The organism is Vibrio amylolyticus, assembly GCF_023145695.1.
GTDB lineage: Bacteria > Pseudomonadota > Gammaproteobacteria > Enterobacterales > Vibrionaceae > Vibrio > Vibrio amylolyticus.
In genome coordinates this window covers 167,145-191,145 of record NZ_JAJHVV010000007.1, presented here as the reverse complement: position 1 = coordinate 191,145, position 24,001 = coordinate 167,145, and the positions used below count along the sequence as shown (strand labels likewise).

Below are 24,001 nucleotides of genomic sequence, written 5' to 3'. Positions count from 1 at the left end.
TGCCATAGAGTGACAGTTAATCTCTATCTTGGTCAAAGTCCCCATGGAAGTGGTCATGATCAGACACACTGTCTGCGGCTTTGAGCTTTGTCCCCACGCGGAGCTTCTCAGTGGCATTAACACTGAATGCTTGCATCATTGGTTGCGGTTCTTCCGCTGGGAATAGTGGATCACTGAATGCGTAGTAAGTCGTCACATACGCGAGAGCCTGTGTATTTACGAACAGTGCCTTGTGACTGACGTTATTAAGATCATCACACGCTTGGTGATAACAGATATCGTAAGCCACATCAATTTGGCCACCAAACTTATCCATCTCGTCGGCACTCTTTACTTTCTCTGCGCCAGTAAATAGTCCGCCAAATGCAACGCCCCAGTCAGCAAAACCTGCGTAATCAGAACGCTTTGATAGTGCTTGTGGAACGGTCGCTTCAGATTGTCCATTGAAGAATTGATTAAAGATAGATTCGATATCAGAGGTACCAAACGGTGGCTCGAAACTACCAGTATAGGCGTTGTCAGGGCTATTTTTGGTATCTGATAGATCACCATCCATGACACCGAATACATAGTTTGGAGAGCCGATCATATCGAAATTGAGGTACAACTTAATGTTGTTGATTTGCAAGTATCGTTCTTCAATTAAGTCATAGTGTGCAGAAGTTAGCTGACTAGGGTCGGTTATCTCTAGCTCTTGCATTATTTCCGTTTGAGCTTGTGCGTAAAGAGGGGCGAACAGATCGTTGGTATAATACTCCGAACCCACTAAACCGGCTTCTTCCGCCGCCCACCATGCAAAACGGACTTTGTTTTTTACTGGAGCTCGAAGATTAGCCAGAGTAACGGCATACTCCAATAGACCTGCTGTGCCTGAGCCATTGTCATTGATGCCCGGGCCTTCCGGAACGGAATCCAGATGGGCACCAAGCATAACGACTTGCTCTTCATTTCCGCCTTCTGTCTCTGCTAAAATATTTTGTGTAAGCACAACTTCATCATGAACATTGATGCTGAAGCTCGCGTTGACGACAGCTGATTGACTTGTTTGATACCACTGCTCACCCAAATCAAATCTTGCGCCAAAAGCGGGAATGGTTGCTTGGCTATCACTGCCTAAAGTTCCATTTACGACGCTTTTACGCCCTTCATCGTTTCCTTGGTTAAAGACAATGGTCGCAACAGCGCCCGCATTTTCAGCATTAACGACCTTGGCATCGAATGTACAGCCGCCGCGTTGTATAACGGCAACTTTCCCACTGACGGCTTTGCCGTCAAAGTCAGACGCTTCACAACCATCAGTGCTGTCGTAATCAGGAGATTCAAAGCGAAAATCGGGGGTGATGAACACAAGCTCACCAGAAAGGGGGCCGTTTGAATTGCCAGAATAGGACATGGCGGAAAAGTCGGCTTCTAACCCATCTGTCGCGTTGCGTACTCCAATTAATTCTGAGCCATCAACATTGAGTGTGGTGCCCGCAAGCTCTTCCCAAGCGCGGAAGTCAAACTCTTGAGTGGTGACAATGTAACCATGATCTTGCATGGTTTCGACGATGTAATCGAGAGAGTGTTTGTAGCCTAGTGTCCCTGCTGCCCTAGTGACAGATGCACCATCTGACGTGGCTGAAGCTCTTGCTTCAAGCTCTTCTAAATGCTCTACCACATCATCACTTTCTATTTTACTGCTTACGTATTTTGCTGCTTTAACGGGATCATCCCAGTAACAGCCGCTAAGTAATGTTGAACTGACTACGGTGGCGAGAATCGTCTTTATTGTTGTTGTGCTTACTTGCATTTGTGACTCCTTGTATTAATAAGCCAATACATAGTTGCCCAAACTTTAGGTTAATAGAATGTTACATTTTAATGACGCCTGAGAATAGGAATTGATATCAAATAAAGTTGTTCTGTCTATTTTATCATTTACATATGGCTATCACAGCAGGTCACACATTCAACAGAAAAATATAACTTGTTGTAATAAAAAGAAGTTTTATATTGAATAAATATACAAAAAGCCACGCAATTACGTGGCTTTTTTATCTCATAACGAATCGTGCTAGCGAAAGTTATGCGTATCTATTCACTTTCACTCAAACTCAGTTCGAGTGAAAAGGATTAGAAACCTTTGATGTTCTCAGACTCAAGCTCAGAGAAGTATTTTACAGTCTTCACTTTAAGCTCTTGAGTAGATGGCTCATCACAAACGATCACTGATTTAGGGTGAAGTTGTAGAGCAGATACAGTCCATAGGTGATTTACAGAACCTTCAACAGCCGCTTGTAGAGCAAGTGCTTTGTTGTGGCCAGTTACTAGGATCATGATCTCTTGAGAATCTAATAGAGTACCAACACCGATAGTCAGTGCGTATTTTGGCACTTGCTCGATATCACCATCGAAGAAACGAGAGTTAGCGATACGAGTATCTTCTGTTAGCGTTTTAATACGAGTGCGTGAAGCAAGAGAAGACGCTGGCTCGTTAAATGCGATGTGACCGTCGTTGCCTACGCCACCCATGAATAGGTTGATTTTACCGTAAGACTTGATCTTGTCTTCGTAACGTTGGCATTCAACTTCATTGTCTGCTGCATTGCCGTCAAGAAGGTTGATGTTCTCTTCTTGGATATCAATGTGGTTGAAGAAGTTAGAGTACATGAACGTACGGTAAGATTCTGGGTGATCTGAAGGAATACCAATGTACTCATCCATGTTAAACGTAACAACGTGTTTGAAGCTAACTTCACCAGCTTTATGCAGCTCGATAAGTGCTTTGTACGTTGCAAGTGGCGTTCCACCTGTTGGTAGGCCAAGTACGAATGGGCGATCTGCCGTTGGGTTGAAATCGTTGATGCGCTTAACGATGTGTGCTGCTGCCCACTTGCCTACTTGTGCTGCTTTGTTTAACGGGATAAGTCTCATTTTTTGCCTCGAATATTTGAATTTTGGATGCTTTGAAACATTAATTCGCATTATAAAATAAGTTTTTGCGATCTGCTATTGTTTTTGGTCAATTTTTTTGCGTTTTGTTTAGCTGGTTTTATGGCGCCTTCTTATCAAGTTATTAATATTCAATGGCTTATGTTTTTACGTTACCGAATGGAACGAAATTATTATTTACAATGTGAGTCAAAATCTTCGAGAGGCGATCAATTGAGCATGCAAATAATCAAAATTGAACCCATACTCAGTTTATGAGAAGCGGATGTAGTTAATCAGATGAAAGATCGATTGAACCCTAAAAAGATATTTTCAGCATACGAGCAAGTGATGGCTCTTGGACAAACAACACCAAACGGAAAGGTCTTAAGTGGCATAGAAGCATTTAGTGATCATGAAGGCTACCTCGTTCATTTACGCGGAGAAGGAGTTGATTTAAAGGTTTGCTCTATGCATCGCTTTCATTTGGATTACAACAAATCTCACTGCCGCGACACTTTCTTAAAAAAGCTGTCTGAGCTTGCTAACCATTAGACCGTTCACTAGGCCGTTCGCACTAAAAATGATTCAGAGCTAACGACCTTATGTATTCGGTGAGTACCAATAAGTTGCCTTAACCAGCTTAACTCCAAACTTTAAGGGTTCTCTGCTATTTGTTGAGGTGAAACCTGGCTCGAGGTATGCGGTAGATGTGTGTGGTTAGTTTCTGCTTCTTCCGTCGATAGTTCATCGAGTGAAACATCCGTATCGTAACTTAACTCATCCTCTTCATTCATTGCATAAGCGCTGCTATGGCGTCGCGAATGATTGCGTGGTTTTTCACTGCTGCTTAGTGAGTGAAACCTTTTTTTCCCACGGGTAAGTTGTATATATTTAAGCCAAACTTTCTCTAGTTTTGATTTGGCTTTTTGTGGTGACTTTAGCACTTTGAGAAATTGCTTCTCTTCGGTATTCGTTGGTTCAATTTCGCCCTGTTCAAGTGCCAGCATAGTATCGCCATACATAACCATCAGCTCTTCCTCGAACAGTGTAAAATCACCTGATTTGGCAAATCCTCGTGGGAACTTCTTATTATCGTAAAAACGTTTCTTTCCGAATCTAAACTCTGTATTAGACATAACAGCCTCTGTTTTATGCAATGGTGATCGTTGCCACTCTAGGGTTCTTTTATTGGATACAACAAACATGCAATCATGTTGTTTCAACGCTTAATTTTGCTGATTAATATTTCAGAGGTATTGCAGAGAAAAGAAACAATAAAGACATTGGACAGAAGTTGGAGAAGAGCAGGGTAAACGGAAAGGGTATTACGGCCATCGCTTTTAAAATCGTAGGTATCATTGAGTTCCGAAAGTGGCTAGTTCTAAGTGTTATTATTGATAGACTAACCATAGAAAATTACTGATAAGACAGATTATGTAGGGACACACGACTTATGGAGCGTAGACGATGGCTTTATCTCAATATTCAGCTCTGACCGACGAGCAGTGCCAAAGCGCGCGCATAGCAAGAGATACACGTTTTGACGGGCAATTTTTTATAGCGGTTAAAACGACGGGCATATTTTGCCGACCAATCTGCCCCGCTAATCTCCCGAAAGAGAGCAATGTTGAATATTTTATCGACAAAGCCCAAGCGCTAGATGCCGGTTACCGCCCCTGTTTACGCTGCCGCCCTGATAGTGCTCCAAACTCATGGGCTTGGAAGGGAGTAGAGACCACGTTTATTCGAGCAACTGAGCTCATTGAGCAAGGGGCGCTGCAACAAGGAGATATAGAACAGCTATCAGAGCGATTAGGTATAAGCAGTCGTTACTTACGCAAACTCTTTCAGTCTTATCTTGGTTTAGCGCCTAAACAGTATGCGCAGAGCCATCAACTGTTATTTGCAAAACAGCTGCTACATTCCAGTTCGCTATCCATTACAGACATTGCCTACGCTAGCGGGTTTCATAGTATTCGGCGTTTTAATGATGCCTTCAAAAAAATACTGCAATTGTCGCCTAGTCAAATCCGAAAACAAGCGCAGTCGGCTTGTTTGCAAAATACAATCGCTCTCTCATTTAAAGGAAAGTTAAATTGGCCGCATATGCTCAATTTTTATCAGAAAAGAGCGATCAGTTATATGGAATTAGTGACAGAGACTAGCTATCAAAGGCATGTCCAAATTGATGGAAAAGCGGCTTGGTTTAAAGCGTGGATGGAGCACAATAAAGTACAGGTTGAATTTAGATTAGAAGATTTGAGCCAATTGAAAATATTAATTAACCGTGTACGTTCGATGTTTGATTTGGATACGGATACCAATCAAATTGAGCAACATCTTTCCACCGTTGCACCTAGCTTAGTTCGAACTACTGGCATTCGAATCCCTGGGGTTTGGAGCGCTTGGGAAGCTGGGGTAAGGGCCATTATTGGCCAGCAGGTGTCGGTGAAAGCTGCCATTGGTCAATTGAATTTGTTGACGGCAAAAATAGCGACGGAAAAAACTGTGGCTGTAAATATAGTGGAGGAAAAAGTTGAATCGGAAAATTTGAACAGTAAGCCTGAGCCTAGTGTCTACTTTCCTACACCTGAAGAGATCTCACAAATGGATTTATCGTTTTTAAGAATGCCTCAAAGTCGTAAAGAAACCCTTAAGCGCTTTGCACAGTTCTACCTGTCAAATCCTGGTTGTCACCCTAATGATTGGCTTGCGATAAAAGGAATTGGTCCATGGACGGTTGATTATGCGCTGTTACGCGGAATATCAATGCCGGACCGATTTTTGACTGGCGATTTGATTGTCAAAAAAGTAATTCAAGAGTTTCCTCAGTTAGAACCGACCTCAGTTGCTCCTTGGGGTAGCTACGCCACTTTTCATTGCTGGGAGTACGTATCATGAATCAATTGACAGCCCTCCCTCGCTTTTCCTATTACCAAAGCCCACTTGGCGCCTTGACGCTGCAAGCAAATGAGCATGGGCTGCTTGGGGTTTGGTTTCCCATCCATACGACACAACCTGCACAATTAGGACAAAGGGACGATACTTTTCCTATACTTAAAGAGACGAAGCGACAATTAGATGAATACTTCTCTATGCAAAGAAGGGCGTTCTCTTTACCCGTTGCATCATTGGGTACGGATTTTCAACAACAGGTTTGGCGCGCTTTATGCATGATTCCTTATGGGGAAACATGGAGCTATCAGCAACTGGCAGAGACCATTGAAAACCCTAAAGCGGTAAGAGCGGTTGGGCTAGCTAATGGAAAGAATCCAGTTTCAATTATTGTACCTTGCCATCGAGTGATTGGTAAAAATGGAAAACTAACCGGCTACGCGGGTGGTACAGAGATAAAGAAAAACCTATTGAAGTTGGAAGGGTTTTTAACGTAAGGATACGCGGCAATGGATAGATATCGGGTGTTTAAAGCCGTTGTTGTAGCGGGGCTTACAGTGGCGTTACAAGGGTGTTTTCAAGAAAAACTTGAAGAGATGGTTAATCATGAAACGATCTCTTTTCAAGGGACGTACTCTAATCAGTATAACTCCAACACTTTAATGTTCAGCAAAGGTGTCATGAACTATAAAATGGATGACCACTTAGTGACACGTGAATATAAAGTTGAAGATAGTCATCTATTTATTAAGCTGGCGAATAGCTCGAAAGAGAAGAGAGAAGATATTGTTATGCGCATTCATGGTGAGGGAGAGGTGCTCACGTGTAGTACCTGTGCTAAGTACAATATGGTGAATATTTGGGTAAAAGATGACTTTGTCGCGCCGGAACAAGAGATGATTCTCAATAATACCTACTGATCTTGCTTACCTAATAAAAAACGCCACGCAATATAGAGTCTAGTGCGTGGCGTTCAATCGCTTTATCGTCTTAAGTAAATTCGACCTAAGTAAAGAGGTGCCCATTCATCATTAGGTGGGCTGCAATACTCGCAATATAACCGAGCATGATCACTGGCATCCATTTTAGATGGCCAAAGAATGTGTATTTACCGTGCGCTGCGCCCATTAGCGCGACTCCAGCTGCAGAACCTATTGATAACAAACTTCCTCCAACGCCTGCCGCTAATGTCACGAGTAACCAGTTCCCCATGGACATAACTGGCTCCATCGTCAGTACGGCAAACATAACCGGAATGTTATCGACAATCGCAGATAAAATACCGACCATCACGTTGGCCCAAATAGGATCCCATTGCGAGTACATGATATCTGAAGCAAGACCTAAGTAACCAATCAAGCTCAATCCGCCCACACACATTACAACGCCGTAGAAGAACAGCAAAGTGTCCCATTCGGCATGCGATACTCGTCGAAATACATCAAATGGAACCACAGAGCCAAGGCTTTTTAGCGCGTGATCATCGCCATTCGCTATCGCCATTGCCGCTTTTTTCGTTAGTGATGTGTGTAGCGTTCTACGTAAGAAGAAGCCAAAGAATTGAAGATAAGCTAGCCCCATCATCATGCCAATAACTGGTGGGAAGTGCAGTACCGCGTGGAAAGCAACCGCTGTGGCGATTGTGAGAATAAATAAGCCGACAATGCGTCTTGCGCCGCGTTTTAGTTCAACGTGTTTGTGTTCCACATTGGGTTTAGTCGCAGGGATAAAAAACGACATGATGACAGCGGGTACAATGTAGTTAATGACCGACGGCAAAAATAACGGCATGAACTCCGAGAAGGTTACATGGCCTGCTTGCCATACCATTAGTGTTGTAATGTCACCAAATGGGCTGAAAGCACCACCCGCATTAGCGGCGATAACTATGTTGATACAGGCAAGGTTAACGAATTTTGTATTATCACCGCCGACTTTCAGAACGACAGCACACATAAGAAGTGCGGTTGTTAGGTTGTCTGCAATTGGTGAGATAAAAAATGCTAACACACCCGTTATCCAGAATAGTGCTTTAAAGTCGAATCCTTTACCAACCATCCAAGCCTGAAGCGCATCGAAGAGTCGTCGCTCTTCCATAGCGCTTATGTAGGTCATCGCAACCAGTAAGAATAGCAGCAACTCTGCATACTCAAGTAAGTTGTGCTCTAGAGCTGCCTTAGCAACTTCAATCATGCCGTTTTGCTGGTAAACGTAACCGATCATGGCCCAAATAAGGCCAGCAGCAAGAAGGACAGGTTTAGATTTTCTTAACTGAAGGTACTCTTCGAGCATGACCAACACATAGGCCGCTGTAAAAAGGGCAAGAGCAGCAAAGCCCACGGTTGACTGCGTTAAAGATAGATATTGTTCACTATTGACTGATGCGAAAGATGGGGATGCAAAAAAGGTGAGTAGCGCACCGAGAAATAACCACTGCTTATTCATACATATTCACTCCTTGAAATGATGATTTGTTCCAGTGTATCGATATTTGTTTACATTCACTGTGAGGCATATCGGATCTGTTTGAATTGCATCCAGTTTGTGTTTTTTAACTCTAAGTTAATGTGTGAATTAATATCCCGACAATGTGTAAATAATCGGTCATTTAACCTGCATTTTAACTATTTATATAAAATATGATCTCGGGTTGGGTTTTTATTTAAGTTAAAAGGCCTAGTTGATTTGGATCATCAAAATAGGTGCGTTTTTAGGCAATATTATAGCTGTCTTGTTTGATATGCAGAGGTAGTTATATGTCCAGTTCCGTTGTGTCAGATCGTAAGGTTACGTGGGGGTGTTACGTTGCTCTTGCGTTCGCTGTGGTGTTCTTTTCAGGCTTATTTCAATCGAGTGAGTGGTATGGCGTTTTAGATTTTACAACGCTTAATGGTGCATTTGGTAGTATGGCTGGTGCGGTCACTGAAACCGCAGATGGTGTGCAAGTTGCAACTACGACCTTGCGTGGTCAAGGGGGCAGTGGCGCGAGAGATGGTTTCATTTTTGCTCTGACGTTAATCCCAACGGTTATGTTCGCTCTTGGGATGATCAATGTTCTTGAACATTACGGTGCGCTGGAAGCGGCTCGTAAATTATTAACTCCTCTACTTCGCCCTTTGATGGGTATTCCAGGTAACTCAGGTCTAGCGCTAATTGCGTCGCTACAAAGTACAGATGCAGGCGCGGCGATGACTCGTCAGCTAAAAGATGAAGGTCATTTAACCAAGCGTGAAACCGATGTTTTCACTATGTTCCAGTTCACCGCTGGCGCAACCATCGTCAATTTCTTTTCCTCTGGCGCGGTACTTTTCACACTAACCATGGCTGACGGCTCTCTTGCTGTAACGTCTTCGATTGGTTTGGCGGTTGTTGTTATGTTTGCGTTCAAAATTATTGGCGCAAATCTGTTCCGTATTTATCTCAATATTACCGAAGGCAAAGAGGGTGATTCACCAAAGAAAGGTGAGCCAAAAGAAGGCAAAGCGACAAGTGAGCAACCTGAGTTGACCGAGGAGAAAGCATAATGAGCGAAGTAAAAGCAAAAAAACCGATGGTGACTGACATTTTTGTTGAAGGAGCGAAAAAGGGTTGGGTCATCGCAACGACATCAACCGTTCCTAACGTATTGATGGCCTTTGTGATCATTAAAGCGCTGCAAATTACGGGTGCTCTTGAGTTGATGGGAACGCTATTCTCTCCAATTATGGCGGTATTTGGCCTACCAGGAGAAGCGGCAGCTGTTCTTATTGGTGCATGGATGTCGATGGGCGGTGCTGTCGGGGTTGTTATTACGCTGTTTGATCAAGGTATTCTCAATGGTGTACATATTGCGATTTTGGCCCCTGCGATCTATTTGATGGGTTCACAAGTTCAATACATGGGGCGTATTATGGGGCCTATAGGAACGGAAGGTCGATACATTCCGGTGATGATTGCAATATCTGTACTCAACGCTTTTGGTGCAATGCTTGTTATGAACCTCATTCTGTAAGGAGAAATAATGGACTTTTCATTGAAACACTACTTAGAAGAGTTAATACCTCTGGTTAATGTGGATTGCGGTACCTACACGCTCGACGGTATTGAGTCGATTGCTGCTCAGTTTGAGAAGAAATACCTCGATATGCCGGGTTGGGATGTAAAGCGTATTGATTGTGGCGTTGCAGGTGTTGGCCTTGAGGTCCGAAATAAACCCGATGTCGAGCACATTGATGTGATGCTAATCGGTCATATGGACACCGTTTTTCCTGTGGGGACAGCATCAGAACGGCCAATGAGTGTCGATGCTCATTGTGCTTATGGGCCTGGTGTCTCTGATATGAAATCTGGCCTCCTTAATGTCGCTTATGCGCTTCGTCACCTCGATCCGAAAGTGTTAGAGACGCTCTCTGTTTGTGTTTGCATGAACCCAGATGAAGAGACCGGCTCGCTGTATTCCGTTGATTGGCTGCAAGCGACTGCGAAAAACGCGAAGCATGTACTGGTGGCGGAGGCGGCAAGAGCCGATGGCGGCTTAGTGAAAGCGCGTAAAGGCATGGCTCGTTATAAGTTGGCATTTCATGGTAAAGCGGCTCATGCGGGTAATGAGCCTCAAAATGGATGCAGTGCGATAACTGAGCTAGCGCAGTGGATCTTAGCGATCAATCAAATGACCAGCTTCGAATCGGGCACCACTTTGAATGTTGGGGTCATTTCAGGAGGCTCAGGCGCTAATATTGTCCCAGACTACTCGGACGCCATCGTTGATGTTCGATTCTGGAATAATGATGAATATGATGCCATTGATAGCCAATTAACGGGCATGAGCCATAAACCGTATTTAGACGGCATTAAAATTGAGCTTGAGCGTGAAGCGTATAAGCCGTCGATGATTCCAAGTGAAGCGACACAAGCATTAATGAACCTTGTTGAGCAAAGTGCCTATGAGCTTAAGATCGACATCAACTGGAAAGAAGTGGGGGGTGGCTCTGATGCCAACAATACCGCTATCTTAGGTATCCCAACACTTGATGGCTTAGGCCCTATAGGCGCGGGTTTCCATAGCGATGAAGAGTATCTGCTACTTGGATCAATTGAACCTCGCATTCGTTTATTGATGCGAGTGCTAGATAAGCTTGCTAAGTAGACATGATTTGAGTTGTTCTCCAATACGAAACACAAAGAAAAGCCCTAATCAGGCTTTCATATATTGAATAGAAAGTACGATTAGGGCTTCATTATAATGTTGTGTTTATTTTTGTTTTTTTGTCACTATGACCGAGGTTAGGCGTTCACTTTCTCTAAGTGAACTTCTTCTTCCTTTTCACCAGCCTTTGGATCGTTAAAGACTGATTCGTCTAGCGCACCCTCAGATTTTGCAACAATCATAGTTACTGCACTGTCGCCTGTAATGTTAACGGCAGTACGAATCATATCCAGTAGACGGTCAACACCCATAATCAGAGCAATACCTTCTAGCGGTAGACCAACTTGGTTAAGAACCATCGCTAGCATGATTAAGCCTACACCAGGAACACCTGCCGTACCGATAGACGCTAACGTTGCCGTTAGAATAACGGCAAGGTAGTCACCCATTGTAAGGTCAATGCCGAATGCTTGTGCGATAAACGCTGTGGCGACACCTTGCATGATTGCCGTACCATCCATGTTCACTGTCGCACCGAGTGGGATAGTGAAAGAGGCAACTTTGTTATCGACACCTAAACGGTTTTTAGCGGTTTCCATTGTTACTGGCATGGTTGCATTTGAAGAAGCAGTGGAGAAGGCAAACATGATCGCATCTTCCATCTTCTTCAAGAAGGTAACTGGGCTTAGGCCCGTGAAACCTTTCAGTAGCACGCTGTACGTTACTAAGCCATGAAGCAGTAATGTACCAGCAAGTACAGCAAAGTACCCTGCTAGGCTCCAAATAGCGCCTAAACCTAAACCTGTGAATAGCTTCGCCATTAGGAAGAACACGCCGAATGGAGCAATGTGCATCAGTAGTGCCACAAGCTTCATGATGACGGCGTTTAGGTCAACGAACAGGCTAGCAATGCGCTCACCTGATTTACCTGCCGTGCTAATAGCAATACCGAATAGGATCGCGAATACAATAATTTGAAGTGTCTTACCTTCCGCCATCGCATTGATAGGATTGGTTGGGAACATATTAATGATAACTTGCCCAAGCGATGGGGCTTCAGCTGACTGGAAAGAAGCTGCGGCGGTTAAGTCTGCACCTGCACCAGGTTGGAACAATGTACCCATTGTCAGCGCTAATGTGATAGCGACAGCAGTGGTGACAATATAGAACGCGAGGGTTTTACCACCCATACGGCCTAAAGTAGAAAGATCTTTCAGCGAGCTTGTTCCGCAAACGAGGGAAACAAAAACGAGTGGAACAACAAGCATCTGTAGGCTGGCTATAAAGATTTTGCCACCCACTTCAAATAGGCCATTCACGATATATGTGTGAACAAAGCCTTCATCACCAAACAGGAATCGAACGGCGAACCCTGTCAAAATACCCGCGATCATGCCGAATATAATTCGACCTGTTAGCGACATTGGTTTTTTTGTATTCATTGAGAACACTCCTTATTTTTATGTACTTCAAGTTCGTTTTGAAGCGAGCAGGAGGTTATCAGTCATTCTTAAAAATAAAAAAGCAAAAAGACCAGTCAGATTGAACGATGTGACTGCAGTCACGCATTTTTGTAGTGTTTTAACGAAATTTTACCAATATCTTTCAGTTGTAATGACTATATTTATCCATGAGTTAACCTTAGTTACCTTGGTAACACCAAAAGTTGTGGGTGTGTAACATTTTGGTCGCTTAAATTTATATGACAATAGTTGAAAATAATGCCTCCAAATCAAGATTTTTCGAAGGGGTAAGAATCGGAAATTCCGAGGTGAATTTTCACTTAAATCATAGCGGAGCGCCCGAGGCTAAAGAGCTGAGTAGAAATTGAGGTTGTTTTTTAAACACAAAGAGAAACATCTTCAACCTGGTGAACAGCGATTGGATTTACATTGTTAATTAAACGACCTCTTAGTATTTGATATTTTAATGTATTTTCATTTTTCGGTGGTATGTATTCGATTACACGATGATTAATTACCCTACAGAAAAAAGCATATTGAGGGGCATTAGCGTTGGAAAACCATGATTTATCGAGTTTTAGGAAGAGCAGGAGAACTTTATTTATTATCTAGATTGACGTTGAGCAGTAAAGGGATAGGAAGAGAGGATTTTTTCTAGGGAGATCTCTGATCGTTATAAGAGAGAAGCCACGGACTTCCCTCTTATTATGTGCGTCATTACCATCGGTATCGCATAGAGACACCATAGCTATCATTTTCAATCCAAGGTACCAGTTGAACATTCTCATCGAATGCATCGGTAAATACCCAAGCCGAGGCGACACCTATAGCTGCGCCAGCTAGCACGTCTTTCCAATAATGACGATCGGCTTCAACTCGTCCAACCCCAACCAAGGTTGCCATTGTATAAGCGGGTAAGCCTGCCTCCCACCCATAACGTAAATAGAGTGTTGTTGCTGACGAAAACGCATTGGTAGTATGGCCAGAGGGAAAACTATGGTTGTTACTTCCATCGGGGCGTTCTGAGTCGATGCTTACCTTGCCGACAAACGCGACAGCTGCACCCGTAGCAATGCTTAATCCTGCTTGTTGAAAGCCTTGCCAATCTTCTTTATACGCAGGAACCGCCAATGCCACTCCGACAAGACCATAAGCCCCAATATCACTAAGCGTACTCCAAGAGTCGGAACTCATTGCGTGTGTGAAAGTAGAGATAGTTAAAAGAGGGAGAGAAAGACAAGCAGTCTTAAGGTTCATTTTTAGTACCATGTATTTGTAACGGTTAATGCAATAACGCAGCGAATTATCGGGTGCATTTATATCACGGGTTAGGGTATCTGAGTAGCTCGTACTAAAAGACAGTGCCATGTAAGGGTTGTGACAGGACTGCTCCTTCTGTAAGACCAGATTCATCGGTTATTGCTGACCATCCACACCATCCACCCAGTGGTTGTCGCTGGCCAGTGTATTAAGAGCCGCAATATCTTGCTGAGCGAGCTCTGAAATCCATTCAACAATATCTGAAATGATCGGAGATTGGGTGCGTTTATGGCAATAATATTGCCATGCGCCGGGCTTTATTTTGGTTCCTGTTGGGCAATAAAGGAACTGTTGTTGCAGCTCTGGCAGGATCAGAACTAAGTCGGTAACGGTCGCACCTTGCCCCGACAAACATGCACTGAGTGCAAGGTCGAGAGTAAAGAAGGTGGTATTTCTCACTTCAATAGACGAAGAGATGGGGTGAGAAGCTAGCCAATCGTTCCAATCATCGTGCTCGAGCGTTGAGTGCAATCTACGCATGGTAAGCAGTGATGAGAGTTCTTGGTTTTCGACCGTGCTACTGGTTCGGCACACCGGAGCCATGTATTCATCGCGTAAAAAGGAGACATCTCTGAGAGATTGATAACCGTCTTTTTGGCGAGAGCTAAAGATCAGTAAATCGTAGTCCCCATCGTTTAAGCTCGCTTCTTCTTCTAACGATGGGATAACCACCACATCATGTTCGGGATAACGTTCACTGAGCTGGTGTATTTTGGGAATAAGACAGCGTGTGGCATAGGTTAATGCGGCTTTTATAACTATTTTTTCTCGTTTTGGTGCTTGCCAAGATTCCAACACGGCCTGTAGTGACTGATAATTTTTTTGCAAAGCGTGAGAAAGCTGTAGGCCTTTTTCGGTTAACTCAATGGCTCGATGGTGGCGAATCACTAATTCGGTGCCTAATTCATCTTCCAAAAGCTTTACTTGGCGGCTGACTGCGCTTTGGGTGACGTACAATTCTTCAGCGGCAAGTGTAAAGCTGGCGAGTCTTGCGACGGCCTCGAACGCTCTTAGTGCATTGTGAGAGTGTGGAAGATTTGAATAAGGCGTCATGATTAACCCTCTTTGCATGAGTTTTAAGAATGCCAGTGTGACCTATATATCATTTGAACGCTACCCAACTTCCTCTTAAAGTGGCCAAAAATAATAGAGGTCGCAATGAAAAAGATATTATCACTCGCATTCCCATTAATCATATCGCAGCTGATTGCTATGGCATTGGTTCTTACGGATGTGTGGATGATGTCGCGTATTAGCGTTACCGCGATTGCTGCGGGTGGGCTAGGCGCGTCGGTTTACTTTTTTATCTTTATCATTGCGAGTAGCACTGTGGGCTGTGTTGCTAATCTAATTGCTATCGCCTACGGCCAACGTGTTGCGCGTCCGGAATACGGTAATCAACAGATTCGTTATGCCATTAAAGGCGCGGTGCTGTTATCGGCTATTATGTCTGTGCTCTTGTTAGCACTGTTTCACTTTGCGCCGATGGCCTTAATCAAAGCGAATCAGCCTCAAGATGTGGTGACATTAGCGATGGTTTATGTCGATGCTTTGAAGTGGGCTATTTTTCCCTCATTGATATTGCTAGTACTGCGCGGTTTAACCAGTGCTCTAGGGCATGTTCGCTCGGTGATGATCATGTCGGTGATAACGGTCATCATCAATATACCTATCAGCTATGTTCTAGCGTTCCCCTTAGGACTTGAGTTAATGGGGTTAGGCGCAGGCACTGCACTTTCTGCTATGTTGGTGGCGATTGGCTACGGTATTTGGGTATTCAAGCGTGAAGAGTTTGCACCATTTGCTCCTTGGCTAAATGTTGACGAATACTCGCTGTCATTAACAAAGCCTCTATTGGCAATGGGGCTCCCAATTGCTGTAGCGGCTTTATTAGAACACGGGCTCATCTATGGCGGAACTTTGATGGCGGGCACCATTAGTATCGCGGCATTAGCGCTGCATCAGATTTTACTTCAATGCTTGAGCTTAACGTGGAACATCAATTTCGGTTTATCTCAAGCGGCGGCAATATTAATCGGCCGAGACTTTGGCGCTGACAATCATCAGGAAATGAAAAAGACGTCATGGAACAGTTTTGTGTTGGTGACGATCATCAGCGTTATTTTGGCCGCTGGATTTATCTTGAAACCAGAGTTGGTCGCGCAGTTCTTTGGTATTGATGACCCACATTTGGTTACGATGTTATCTGGGGTCATCTGGGTGGTTGCGCTTGGGTTTATTGTTGATGCGTGGCAGCTGCTTGCGATAAACCTTTTGAGAGGCATGAAAATCGTTATCGCACCAACCTTTGTTACCTTGATAGGGTACTGGTTATTTGGTTTACCTTCTGCTTGGTGGTTAATGAACCGTTTCGAACTTGGCGGAATATGGGCAGGCATTGGTATTGGCCTTGGCGTCACTGGTGTCCTTCTACTGGTTCAACTGCTTCATGCACTAAATAGACATCAAGGTAAAAACCAAACACTTACTGAACATGGTGATCTCGCCCGCGTTAGCTAGCCAATAGCTGTCACTAGTTAGTCGCGACCAAATCATTTTCAGATTTCAGATCAGACGTACTGATTGTTAGCATGATAACGCTGGCAATCAGGACGACTAAGGCAGCAATCAGAAAGCCAAGCTCCGTTAACTGAAAATGACTCAACAGCGCAATCAGTACATAGCTTAGGCTTTGCATCATGGTCGCAAACATAGCCATGCCACCATCGACACGACCTCGCTGATTGATTTGAACGGTTAAGTGCATCAGGTTCGTTCGAGCGATTCGATTCGTTGCATTGATAAATCCAAAGCCAAAGGTAAAGACCAATAGGTAGATTGGCTCGAGTGACATCCCCATTCCGAATAGCATGACCACTAATCCTAACATTGAAAATTGCATCGCAGTTCGGTGCGTGAACGTATCTAAAATGCGGCTAATTAGAAACCCTGTGAGTAACGCCCCAGCACCGAAGCTAACGTTATAGGCTGCAAGCCAGTTCCCTGCTACTCCATTTTCGGCGAACCAAATAGGAACCAGTTTCCCTAGGAATGTCACAATCGGGTACGACAACGTCGACAACAGCAAGAAAAGGTAGAACCGAGGAGCGAGACGATAGATCCCAATACTCTCTATTAGCTGCTTAGCAAACGGTGATTTTGGCTGTTGTAAGCGGTTTCGTTGGTAAGGCGTGAAGAGATAACAAACAGCCGCAATGGCCGAGGCTATTGAAGCAAATAGGGCGAACTCAAGCATTCCCCATGTCTGAAGCAATACAATACCCAGAGCCCCCGCACCTAATGTCGTCGTTTGTAAAACCACCTCTTGAAGGCCTGAAATAGATGTGTATTCATTCTTGCTGTAGTTTTCTTGAGTAAAGGCGCTGTTGGTCGCCCATGCAAAGTTACTTGATACCCAAAATATCAGTTGAGAGGCAGCAAGTAGCCAGTGATTACCTATATCTAACCAATAAGCGATAGCAACACCCGCTGCGGTGAGTGATTGAATCCATTGGTTCAGTATCAGTAGAGACTTACGTGAATTTCGGTCAATAGAGGTCGAAAAAAATGGGGTCAATATGAACGACGTTACTGTACAAGCTAACGCGACTAGGGCGACGAACGTACCCATGTTAGGTGTCTGAAGAATCACCCAAGGCAATGCCATCATAAAAAGACCTGATGAGATACCATCGAAAAATCGTCCAGTTAAATAGGGGGCTGTTTTGTTTTTCATCGCCTTCTCCATGTAAGCAATTCCATTTAGTGATACTGTAAAACCTCAACCTAGATTCAGGTAAAGCCTTTTCTTTACTAAGTGGACGGAACAAAAAATAGAGGTGCGATATGGATATCAGTATTGGGGAAGTCGTTAAACGTTCAGGTGTGAGTAGTTCCGCTTTGCATTTTTATGAGCGAAAAGGATTAATTACGAGCTGGCGAAATCAAGGGAATCAACGGCGATATCACCGAAGTGTGTTGCGCAGAGTTGCGGTGATCAAAGCAGCGCAACAAGTTGGCCTAACGTTGGAAGAGATTTCTGCAGCATTAGGCTCGTTACCAAAGCATCAAGCGCCGAGTAAAAAACAGTGGGCGACATTAGCCAGCTCGTGGCATGAGATGTTAGAGCACCGCATTCATACTCTTAAAGCGCTACAACAAGATTTGGATGGATGTATCGGATGTGGCTGTTTGTCACTCGATAGCTGTAATTTACGTAATCCACAAGATGAAAATGCGAAAACCCATCAAGGGGCTAACTTTTTAACCGATGTCATAGAGTGATTCTGGCGCTTAAAACGGGTAAGCCTAATGGCTGTTTTGCTTATGATCATAGCCCAAGCGGTTACGACAAACGGAAAGGTAAGTAGTGTCAAACCGAGTAGATAACCTAACCAGGTAAGGGCACTAGCGACCACCGTTCCAATAAGTATCATGGTGTTTGAGTACCCTTTAAACTGGCACAGTGCAAGAGCAATCAACGCACCATTGAAACCGAATAGTCCTTGTAGCAGAGCACTGCTACTCGACGCGCTTAGCGTTAAGACGTTGACCTCTAACCACCCAACGAATCCGCCAAATAAAAGGCCCATGCTGGATCCGACGATAGCCCACGTTCCTACTTTGGTGGAGTGGAGGTAGAGGCCAGTGATGACAATCACACTAAATAAAAGCCCTTGCTGGAATAGAACTTGGCCGACGCCATTAAGCGCAGAAAGCAGGAACGGATAGGCTGAAATATATGGATTGTTGGCGACTTCATTGGATTCAACACTCGCCAATATTGTTGGAGTGAGTGGTAAGTTGAGCCATTGATTGAGTAGAAAAATCGCGGCGATAGTTATTAAGAAGGGGAAGGTAAACGCTGGAGTCTTCCAGCGCCAGCAATACATCAAAATTGACGTGCAACTCGCACCAGCAATAATGACGAACTTGAGTGATCCGCTTGGTTCGAAAAAGGTGGCGCAGGCAAGCCCTACCAGTGCGCCGTTGTAGCCATAGACCCCTTTCTCGATAGTGGTGTTATTCGCTTTAAGTAGGCGAGCTATAGCTAATGACGAGAGTGCTCCCAGCAAGGTTGCAAGAGTGTATCCACCATTAGAAAGTGCCCATCCACTTTTACTTATTTCTAAGCTGTCATGAATCAATAATGCAATAAGAAACAGTGCGCCCGTTAGCGCACTGTTGATAAGGGCGATTTGGCCAACGCCTTTGAGTGTTGGCATTACGATCTCATGATAGAGTTTGGACATTAGAACTTAAACTTACTGACTAAGGTTTCCAAATGCTGAGCTTTTTGTTGTAACGCCTCACACTCCTCCGTCGTTCGTTCGACGCTAGCGTCATTTTGTCGTGCGATTTCAGAGATATTGGTTACGTGAGGTGATATTTCACTCACCACATTTGATTGCTCACTGGTCGCCGTTGCGATTTGCATATTGATGTTATTCATTTCGCTCACATCGGAAGAGATAGACGTAAGTTGTTGTTCCGATTTTGATGCTTCTGTCTGACACTGTCCGGCGAGGTCGGCACTGGTAGAGATAGCCGAAACGACCGCTTCCGTGCGCTTTTGTAGTTTTTCAATAATCGCTCGGATCTCTTCTGTTGACTCTTGGCTTCGCGAGGCGAGTGTTCGTACTTCATCAGCAACTACGGCAAACCCTCTACCTTGTTCGCCTGCTCGAGCCGCTTCAATTGCTGCGTTTAAAGCCAGTAAGTTGGTTTGCTCTGATACGCCGCTAATCACATCAAGCACGGTATCAATCGAACTGGCATCTTGAGCAAGCTCATTAACCACGTTGGTGGTTTCGCTAAGCTGGGTGTTCATGTCATTGACACTTTCAGAGGTGACAGAAACGGCCTGCAAACCAATGTCGATGGATTCCATTGCCGACGTTGCACTGGTGGCGGCACCATCTGCGCTGGCGGCTACTTCAGAGGAGCTTGCACCAAGTTCATGAATGGCTGTTGCGACTTGCTCTATTTGACTAGTTTGCTGTTTGATTTCTTCTTCCATTGAATGGGCCATCTGATCGACACTTTGTACGGAATTAGAAATCTCTTGCCCCGTGTTAGAGACATCACGTAGCAGTTCTGTTAAGTATTGAACAAATTGATTGTAGCCTTTGGCAATTTGCCCGACTTCATCATGTCGAGAGTCGTCTAGTCGCTTAGTTAAATCGCCACCCCCTTTACCAATATCCTCTAGCAGCTGAGCAACGTGGGCAAAAGGAGCGAGAAGTTTGTTGGTTGACCACGCAGCAATAGGAATATAAATCGCCGCAATCAGTAACGCCATCCAGATCATGGTTTGGCTAAAGGCTTTTAATTCAACCAGAACATCGTTTCTTGGCTCGAGCGTAATCAGCGTCCAACCTATCGTTTCTAGGGCTTTTGAACCGATGACCTGAGCTTCACCATTTAAGAACGCTTCTTTGACAACGGGTTCTGTTGGGTTGAGTAGATCATTCCCGTTTTCAATACCAACCCCCTGTAGTGTTTGGCCAATCTTAGACTTGTCAGGATGAACTTTTATTTCGCCACTCTGATCAACAAGGAAAACAAAGCCATTTTCACCAATGCGATATTGGCTAATAAGTTTGGTGACACTGTCTAGTGTTAGCCCTACACCTGCCACACCAATACGTTTGCCGTTATTGACTACGGCGTAGTTCACAAACATGGTTGGAATTCCCGTTGAACTATCTGTATCGAATGAGAGTTCAAAAGCTTTATTGGATTCAATAAAACGGTAGAACCATTGATCACCGCTATCGCCTTTATCGAGTGTTTTAAGGACACCCTCAGCAATGTAATACGTTCCCGTTTCACCAGAGACAAAATACGAGGTGATGGCATTGAATTCTTGTTTTACTGCCGCGAGTAATTTGTTGATTTCTGCTTGAGAAGTCGACGTAGAGTATTCGGTGAAAATCGGCGCTGTGGCCAATACTTGTGAGGCGATGACAGGGACATCGAGCTGCGCTTGTAGGTCGTTGCTGACTTCACCAAGAACTGCGGGGAGTTCACGCTCAAAGGTCTTATTTAATAAGATGCTCCAGCTGGCATTGACGGAATACGTCCCCATTACACCGATGATCATCAAAGCGGCAATGACCGTTGTGATGATGGCTTTGGCGCGAATTGTTAATTTCATACGAGTTCTCCTACTCATGGCATCCGTTTAATTCTAGTAGTGTAGCCTACTGAGCGTTTTGTGAATATTATGTTAAAACCTGACTGCCTGGTCAATTTTGTTGTGTGTTCAATGACACGTTTTTTGTTGAATCTTTGTGCAACGTTAGGTTTCTGCACTCTGTCGAGTCTTAAGAATAGGAAAGTGGAGGTAAGAAAAGAATTAACTGTCAATTAAATTCATGATTGTTATTGAAAATAAATTGTAAGTTTGTATTATTGCAATCAATAGTGCAAATGAGAATAATTAGCGCTATCAATTGTATTAAGTTAATTAAGCTCAACAAGGATGCTTTCGATGAAATTACGATCTCTTTTAGGTCACTCTATTACCGCCTCTCTCGTGCTGGCTAGTACGTCAACATTTGCAGCAAAAGTAACGCAAGAACAAGTTGTTGAGCATTATGCTGATGTTGCCCATGCTGTTTATGCGGATGCATTAATTACGGCAAAGGCACTTGATCAATCGATAGAGTCGTTTTTGGCATCCCCTTCTAAGGCGTCTCTTTTTGAAGTACAGCAAGCTTGGCTTGCGTCTCGAGTTCCTTACCAACAATCTGAGGTGTACCGTTTTGGTAACGCAGTGGTTGATGATTGGGAAGGGCAGCTTAATGCATGGCCGCTTGATGAAGGTTTGATCGATTATGTTTCGGCGGATTACCAGTATGAGCTTGGTAACGAAGGTGCGGCGGCAAACATCGTAGCAAACAAAAAGCTTAAGATCGGTGCAACTACCTTAGATGTAGAACAGCTAACGCCAGAAGCGATTGCTGACCTTAATGAAGTGGGTGGCTCTGAAGCGAACGTAGCGTCCGGTTACCACGCGATTGAATTCCTATTATGGGGACAAGATTTAAATGGTACTAATGCGGGTGCGGGTGAACGTCCTTATACCGATTTCGTTGTCGGTGAAGGCTGTACAAACGGTAACTGTGACCGTCGTGGTGAATACTTACGTGCTGCTGCTGATCTTCTAATTCAAGATCTAGAGTGGATGGAAAAGCAGTGGTCTGCCGATGAAAAAGGTAACTACCGTGAAGAGCTAGTGAATGGCTCTGCTGAAAACGGACTGCGTAAAATGCTATTTGGAATGGGTTCACTTTCTCTTGGTGAGCTAGCGGGTGAGCGTATGAAGGTAGCGCTAGAAGCGAATTCAACAGAAGATGAGCATGACTGCTTCTCAGATAATACTCATAACTCTCATTACTATAATGAGCAAGGTATCTACAACGTTTATACCGGTCTGTACAAGCGTGAAGACGGTACGCTACTTTCTGGCCCAAGCATCCATGATCTTGTTGCCCAGCAAGACAAACAAGCAGCGAAAGAGATTCAAAAGCAGTTTGATGTGACTCGCTCACAGGTTGGCCAATTGGTGACGTCGGCAGAGAAGCATGGTCAAGCCTTTGATCAGCTAATTGCATCGAATAACACTCAAGGTAATGCTCTGGTCAATGAAACGATCATGGCACTTGTACTACAAACAGAAGCGATTGAACGTGCAGCGAAGGTTGTCGGTATTACCAACCTTTCACCTGATACTGCTGATCACGAATTTTAATTTAAATCATCATTTTTAAAGGGCTCGTAATGAGCCCTTTTTGTGGTTTATATAACCCTACTATTAATGAGAATATTTCTTATTTAGAGTTCTTTGTTTTTAGTTAAATTAGCTTTGAGAGCCTTTGATATGATGTTGTATACCAAACTAATCCTTCTCCCTTTTATTCTATTTAGCGCCTCGTCTTTAGCTTATGACATTAAATCTGGCGGCGACACTTCGGTTAAAAAAGAGGGGCCCAATGCCTACTCGATGCCTGCTAATAACTTACCTATGCTGAACCGATTGGATTTTAGCGTAGGCAATAGCTTCTTCCGTAATCCTTGGGTACAAGCGCCTGCATCAACCGATGCGCGTGATGGTTTAGGGCCACTATTCAACACTAACGGTTGTCAGAACTGCCACATCAAAGATGGTCGTGGCCATCCACCAGAAGAGAACGATCAACACGCGGTATCCATGTTGGTTCGCTTAAGTATTCCTGCAATGACCGATGAGCAGAAGAAAGCCTATATAAAAGATGGCGTGATACCTGAGCCCACTTATGGTGGCCAACTGCAAGATTTCGCGCTTCAAGATCAGACGCCAGAAGGGCAAATTAAGATCCGCTATACCGATGTTCCAGTCACCTTTACCGATGGCACAACCGTTGTACTGAGAAAACCAGATTTAGAAATCGTGGATTTAGGCTACGGTGAGATGCACCCAGATACGCAATTCTCAGCACGTATTGCGCCACCTATGATTGGTCTTGGCTTGCTAGAGAGTATTCCTGACGCAACGCTTGAGCTGTGGGTTAAAGAGAACGCTGCGACTGATGATGGTGTGTTAGGTAAAACCAATAAGGTGTGGGATGTCGAAAAAAATGGATTCTCGATTGGTCGTTTCGGTTGGAAAGCCGGACAGCCAAACCTAATGCAGCAAAATGCCGCCGCCTTTAATGGTGATGTAGGCCTTACTAGCCGTTTATTCCCGAATGAAAACTGTACCTCAGTGCAAACCTTGTGTGATGACTTACCGAATGGTGGCGACCCTGAAGTGAGTGATAACATTTTGGACTTTGTTGAGTTCTACTCTCAGCATCTAGCCGTTCCAATTCGTCGTAACACCCAGGATCCGCAAGTGAAACTGGGTCAGGCACTGTTCCAAAGTGCAGGTTGTGAAAGCTGTCACCGTACTAATGTTAAAACAGCGAAGCGAGAAGACCTTCCTGCGCTGTCTGAGCAAATTATCCACCCATACACCGATTTATTGCTTCACGATATGGGCGAAGGTCTGGCGGATAATCGTCCTGAGTATTTAGCAGATGGTCAAGAGTGGCGTACTGCTCCTTTATGGGGGATTGGCTATACCGAAGAAGTAAATGGACACACCAATTTCTTACATGATGGACGAGCAAGAAACCTGATGGAAGCGGTGCTTTGGCATGGTGGTGAAGCGGAAAATGCTAAACAAAATGTACTCGCTTTTAGTGAAAGCGAGCGAGAAGCCCTGATTACGTACTTAAACTCACTGTAAGGATAA

The 24,001-nt window shown here is 44.2% G+C and carries 20 protein-coding genes and 1 pseudogene; 11 read left to right on the top strand and 10 right to left on the bottom strand.

Features of this window, described 5'->3' with window-relative positions; all coding sequences use genetic code 11:
* Positions 1-16: 16 nt before the first annotated feature.
* Together KP803_RS12700 and nagB are read right to left on the bottom strand one after the other, a co-directional pair.
* On the bottom strand, positions 17-1,792 hold the full coding sequence (locus KP803_RS12700; protein ID WP_248009206.1) for a M28 family metallopeptidase: 1,776 nt from the start codon (positions 1,790-1,792) through the stop codon (positions 17-19).
* 323 nt (positions 1,793-2,115) lie between these two features.
* Positions 2,116-2,916, bottom strand: coding sequence for a glucosamine-6-phosphate deaminase (nagB, locus tag KP803_RS12695; RefSeq protein WP_248009205.1), 801 nt, complete (start codon positions 2,914-2,916; stop codon positions 2,116-2,118).
* A 297-nt stretch (positions 2,917-3,213) separates the two neighbouring features.
* On the opposite strand from nagB, the gene KP803_RS12690 reads away from it, so the two are divergent.
* Positions 3,214-3,468, top strand: coding sequence for a DUF3081 family protein (locus KP803_RS12690; RefSeq protein ID WP_248009204.1), 255 nt, complete (start codon positions 3,214-3,216; stop codon positions 3,466-3,468).
* A 260-nt stretch (positions 3,469-3,728) separates the two neighbouring features.
* Here the strand turns inward: KP803_RS12690 and KP803_RS12685 are convergent.
* Positions 3,729-4,052 (bottom strand): annotated as a pseudogene (locus KP803_RS12685) (MaoP family protein); the annotation flags it as partial.
* 331 nt (positions 4,053-4,383) lie between these two features.
* Between KP803_RS12685 and KP803_RS12680 the strand changes: the two are divergent.
* From KP803_RS12680 to KP803_RS12670, 3 genes are read left to right on the top strand one after another with little or no spacing between them, the layout of a single operon-like run.
* Positions 4,384-5,817, top strand: a complete 1,434-nt coding sequence (locus tag KP803_RS12680) for a DNA-3-methyladenine glycosylase 2 family protein (protein WP_248009203.1) — start codon at positions 4,384-4,386, stop codon at positions 5,815-5,817.
* The gene (locus KP803_RS12675; protein ID WP_248009202.1) at positions 5,814-6,308 is read left to right on the top strand and encodes a methylated-DNA--[protein]-cysteine S-methyltransferase; all 495 of its coding nucleotides are present in this window, start codon (positions 5,814-5,816) and stop codon (positions 6,306-6,308) included. The genes KP803_RS12680 and KP803_RS12675 overlap by 4 nt, the downstream gene beginning before the upstream one ends.
* Before the next feature lie 12 nt (positions 6,309-6,320).
* The gene (locus KP803_RS12670; RefSeq protein WP_248009201.1) at positions 6,321-6,731 is read left to right on the top strand and encodes a hypothetical protein; all 411 of its coding nucleotides are present in this window, start codon (positions 6,321-6,323) and stop codon (positions 6,729-6,731) included.
* An 85-nt stretch (positions 6,732-6,816) separates the two neighbouring features.
* Here KP803_RS12670 and nhaD read toward each other — a convergent pair whose 3' ends face one another.
* Positions 6,817-8,256, bottom strand: coding sequence for a sodium:proton antiporter NhaD (nhaD, locus tag KP803_RS12665; protein ID WP_248009200.1), 1,440 nt, complete (start codon positions 8,254-8,256; stop codon positions 6,817-6,819).
* 311 nt (positions 8,257-8,567) lie between these two features.
* On the opposite strand from nhaD, the gene KP803_RS12660 reads away from it, so the two are divergent.
* From KP803_RS12660 to KP803_RS12650, 3 genes are read left to right on the top strand one after another with little or no spacing between them, the layout of a single operon-like run.
* Entirely contained in the window at positions 8,568-9,335 is a 768-nt protein-coding gene (locus KP803_RS12660) for a nucleoside recognition domain-containing protein (RefSeq protein WP_248009199.1), read from the top strand.
* Entirely contained in the window at positions 9,335-9,802 is a 468-nt protein-coding gene (locus KP803_RS12655; RefSeq protein WP_248009198.1) for a YjiG family protein, read from the top strand. The genes KP803_RS12660 and KP803_RS12655 overlap by 1 nt, the downstream gene beginning before the upstream one ends.
* A gap of 9 nt (positions 9,803-9,811) precedes the next feature.
* Positions 9,812-10,936, top strand: a complete 1,125-nt coding sequence (locus KP803_RS12650; RefSeq protein WP_248009197.1) for a M20 family metallopeptidase — start codon at positions 9,812-9,814, stop codon at positions 10,934-10,936.
* Positions 10,937-11,073: 137 nt separating this feature from the next.
* Here KP803_RS12650 and KP803_RS12645 read toward each other — a convergent pair whose 3' ends face one another.
* From KP803_RS12645 to KP803_RS12635, 3 genes are all read right to left on the bottom strand, one after another.
* Positions 11,074-12,378, bottom strand: a complete 1,305-nt coding sequence (locus KP803_RS12645) for a dicarboxylate/amino acid:cation symporter (protein ID WP_248009196.1) — start codon at positions 12,376-12,378, stop codon at positions 11,074-11,076.
* A gap of 738 nt (positions 12,379-13,116) precedes the next feature.
* A complete protein-coding gene (locus KP803_RS12640) occupies positions 13,117-13,656 on the bottom strand; it encodes a phosphatase PAP2 family protein (RefSeq protein WP_427916953.1) in 540 nt (179 codons plus the stop codon).
* A 159-nt stretch (positions 13,657-13,815) separates the two neighbouring features.
* Complete coding sequence (locus KP803_RS12635) at positions 13,816-14,772, bottom strand: LysR family transcriptional regulator (protein WP_248009195.1); 957 nt, start codon at positions 14,770-14,772, stop codon at positions 13,816-13,818.
* 105 nt (positions 14,773-14,877) lie between these two features.
* On the opposite strand from KP803_RS12635, the gene KP803_RS12630 reads away from it, so the two are divergent.
* Positions 14,878-16,239, top strand: a complete 1,362-nt coding sequence (locus tag KP803_RS12630) for an MATE family efflux transporter (protein ID WP_248009194.1) — start codon at positions 14,878-14,880, stop codon at positions 16,237-16,239.
* A 13-nt stretch (positions 16,240-16,252) separates the two neighbouring features.
* Here the strand turns inward: KP803_RS12630 and KP803_RS12625 are convergent, their stop codons facing one another.
* Positions 16,253-17,455, bottom strand: a complete 1,203-nt coding sequence (locus KP803_RS12625; RefSeq protein ID WP_248009193.1) for an MFS transporter — start codon at positions 17,453-17,455, stop codon at positions 16,253-16,255.
* A gap of 110 nt (positions 17,456-17,565) precedes the next feature.
* Here KP803_RS12625 and soxR point away from each other — a divergent pair, with 110 nt between their 5' ends.
* A complete protein-coding gene (gene soxR, locus KP803_RS12620; protein WP_248009192.1) occupies positions 17,566-18,003 on the top strand; it encodes a redox-sensitive transcriptional activator SoxR in 438 nt (145 codons plus the stop codon).
* On the opposite strand, the gene KP803_RS12615 is transcribed toward soxR, so the two are convergent.
* Positions 17,967-18,971 carry an urea transporter gene (locus KP803_RS12615; protein WP_248009191.1) on the bottom strand — a complete coding sequence of 335 codons (1,005 nt, stop codon included), beginning with the start codon at positions 18,969-18,971 and terminating at the stop codon, positions 17,967-17,969. The genes soxR and KP803_RS12615 overlap by 37 nt on opposite strands.
* Entirely contained in the window at positions 18,971-20,878 is a 1,908-nt protein-coding gene (locus tag KP803_RS12610; protein ID WP_248009190.1) for a methyl-accepting chemotaxis protein, read from the bottom strand. The genes KP803_RS12615 and KP803_RS12610 overlap by 1 nt, the downstream gene beginning before the upstream one ends.
* Positions 20,879-21,214: 336 nt before the next feature.
* Between KP803_RS12610 and KP803_RS12605 the strand changes: the two genes are divergently transcribed.
* Together KP803_RS12605 and KP803_RS12600 are read left to right on the top strand one after the other, a co-directional pair.
* Positions 21,215-22,477, top strand: a complete 1,263-nt coding sequence (locus KP803_RS12605; RefSeq protein ID WP_248009189.1) for an imelysin family protein — start codon at positions 21,215-21,217, stop codon at positions 22,475-22,477.
* A 129-nt stretch (positions 22,478-22,606) separates the two neighbouring features.
* A complete protein-coding gene (locus tag KP803_RS12600) occupies positions 22,607-23,995 on the top strand; it encodes a di-heme oxidoreductase family protein (protein ID WP_248009188.1) in 1,389 nt (462 codons plus the stop codon).
* Positions 23,996-24,001: the final 6 nt, after the last annotated feature.

What these genes read in the sequence shown, in the direction of transcription:
- KP803_RS12700 (WP_248009206.1), bottom strand. Translation starts at nt 1,792, where the DNA reads ATGCAAGTAAGCACAACAACAATAAAGACGATTCTCGCCACCGTAGTC.
- nagB (WP_248009205.1), bottom strand. Translation starts at nt 2,916, where the DNA reads ATGAGACTTATCCCGTTAAACAAAGCAGCACAAGTAGGCAAGTGGGCA.
- KP803_RS12690 (WP_248009204.1), top strand. Translation starts at nt 3,214, where the DNA reads ATGAAAGATCGATTGAACCCTAAAAAGATATTTTCAGCATACGAGCAA.
- KP803_RS12680 (WP_248009203.1), top strand. Translation starts at nt 4,384, where the DNA reads ATGGCTTTATCTCAATATTCAGCTCTGACCGACGAGCAGTGCCAAAGC.
- KP803_RS12675 (WP_248009202.1), top strand. Translation starts at nt 5,814, where the DNA reads ATGAATCAATTGACAGCCCTCCCTCGCTTTTCCTATTACCAAAGCCCA.
- KP803_RS12670 (WP_248009201.1), top strand. Translation starts at nt 6,321, where the DNA reads ATGGATAGATATCGGGTGTTTAAAGCCGTTGTTGTAGCGGGGCTTACA.
- nhaD (WP_248009200.1), bottom strand. Translation starts at nt 8,256, where the DNA reads ATGAATAAGCAGTGGTTATTTCTCGGTGCGCTACTCACCTTTTTTGCA.
- KP803_RS12660 (WP_248009199.1), top strand. Translation starts at nt 8,568, where the DNA reads ATGTCCAGTTCCGTTGTGTCAGATCGTAAGGTTACGTGGGGGTGTTAC.
- KP803_RS12655 (WP_248009198.1), top strand. Translation starts at nt 9,335, where the DNA reads ATGAGCGAAGTAAAAGCAAAAAAACCGATGGTGACTGACATTTTTGTT.
- KP803_RS12650 (WP_248009197.1), top strand. Translation starts at nt 9,812, where the DNA reads ATGGACTTTTCATTGAAACACTACTTAGAAGAGTTAATACCTCTGGTT.
- KP803_RS12645 (WP_248009196.1), bottom strand. Translation starts at nt 12,378, where the DNA reads ATGAATACAAAAAAACCAATGTCGCTAACAGGTCGAATTATATTCGGC.
- KP803_RS12640 (WP_427916953.1), bottom strand. Translation starts at nt 13,656, where the DNA reads ATGAACCTTAAGACTGCTTGTCTTTCTCTCCCTCTTTTAACTATCTCT.
- KP803_RS12635 (WP_248009195.1), bottom strand. Translation starts at nt 14,772, where the DNA reads ATGACGCCTTATTCAAATCTTCCACACTCTCACAATGCACTAAGAGCG.
- KP803_RS12630 (WP_248009194.1), top strand. Translation starts at nt 14,878, where the DNA reads ATGAAAAAGATATTATCACTCGCATTCCCATTAATCATATCGCAGCTG.
- KP803_RS12625 (WP_248009193.1), bottom strand. Translation starts at nt 17,455, where the DNA reads ATGAAAAACAAAACAGCCCCCTATTTAACTGGACGATTTTTCGATGGT.
- soxR (WP_248009192.1), top strand. Translation starts at nt 17,566, where the DNA reads ATGGATATCAGTATTGGGGAAGTCGTTAAACGTTCAGGTGTGAGTAGT.
- KP803_RS12615 (WP_248009191.1), bottom strand. Translation starts at nt 18,971, where the DNA reads ATGTCCAAACTCTATCATGAGATCGTAATGCCAACACTCAAAGGCGTT.
- KP803_RS12610 (WP_248009190.1), bottom strand. Translation starts at nt 20,878, where the DNA reads ATGAAATTAACAATTCGCGCCAAAGCCATCATCACAACGGTCATTGCC.
- KP803_RS12605 (WP_248009189.1), top strand. Translation starts at nt 21,215, where the DNA reads ATGAAATTACGATCTCTTTTAGGTCACTCTATTACCGCCTCTCTCGTG.
- KP803_RS12600 (WP_248009188.1), top strand. Translation starts at nt 22,607, where the DNA reads ATGATGTTGTATACCAAACTAATCCTTCTCCCTTTTATTCTATTTAGC.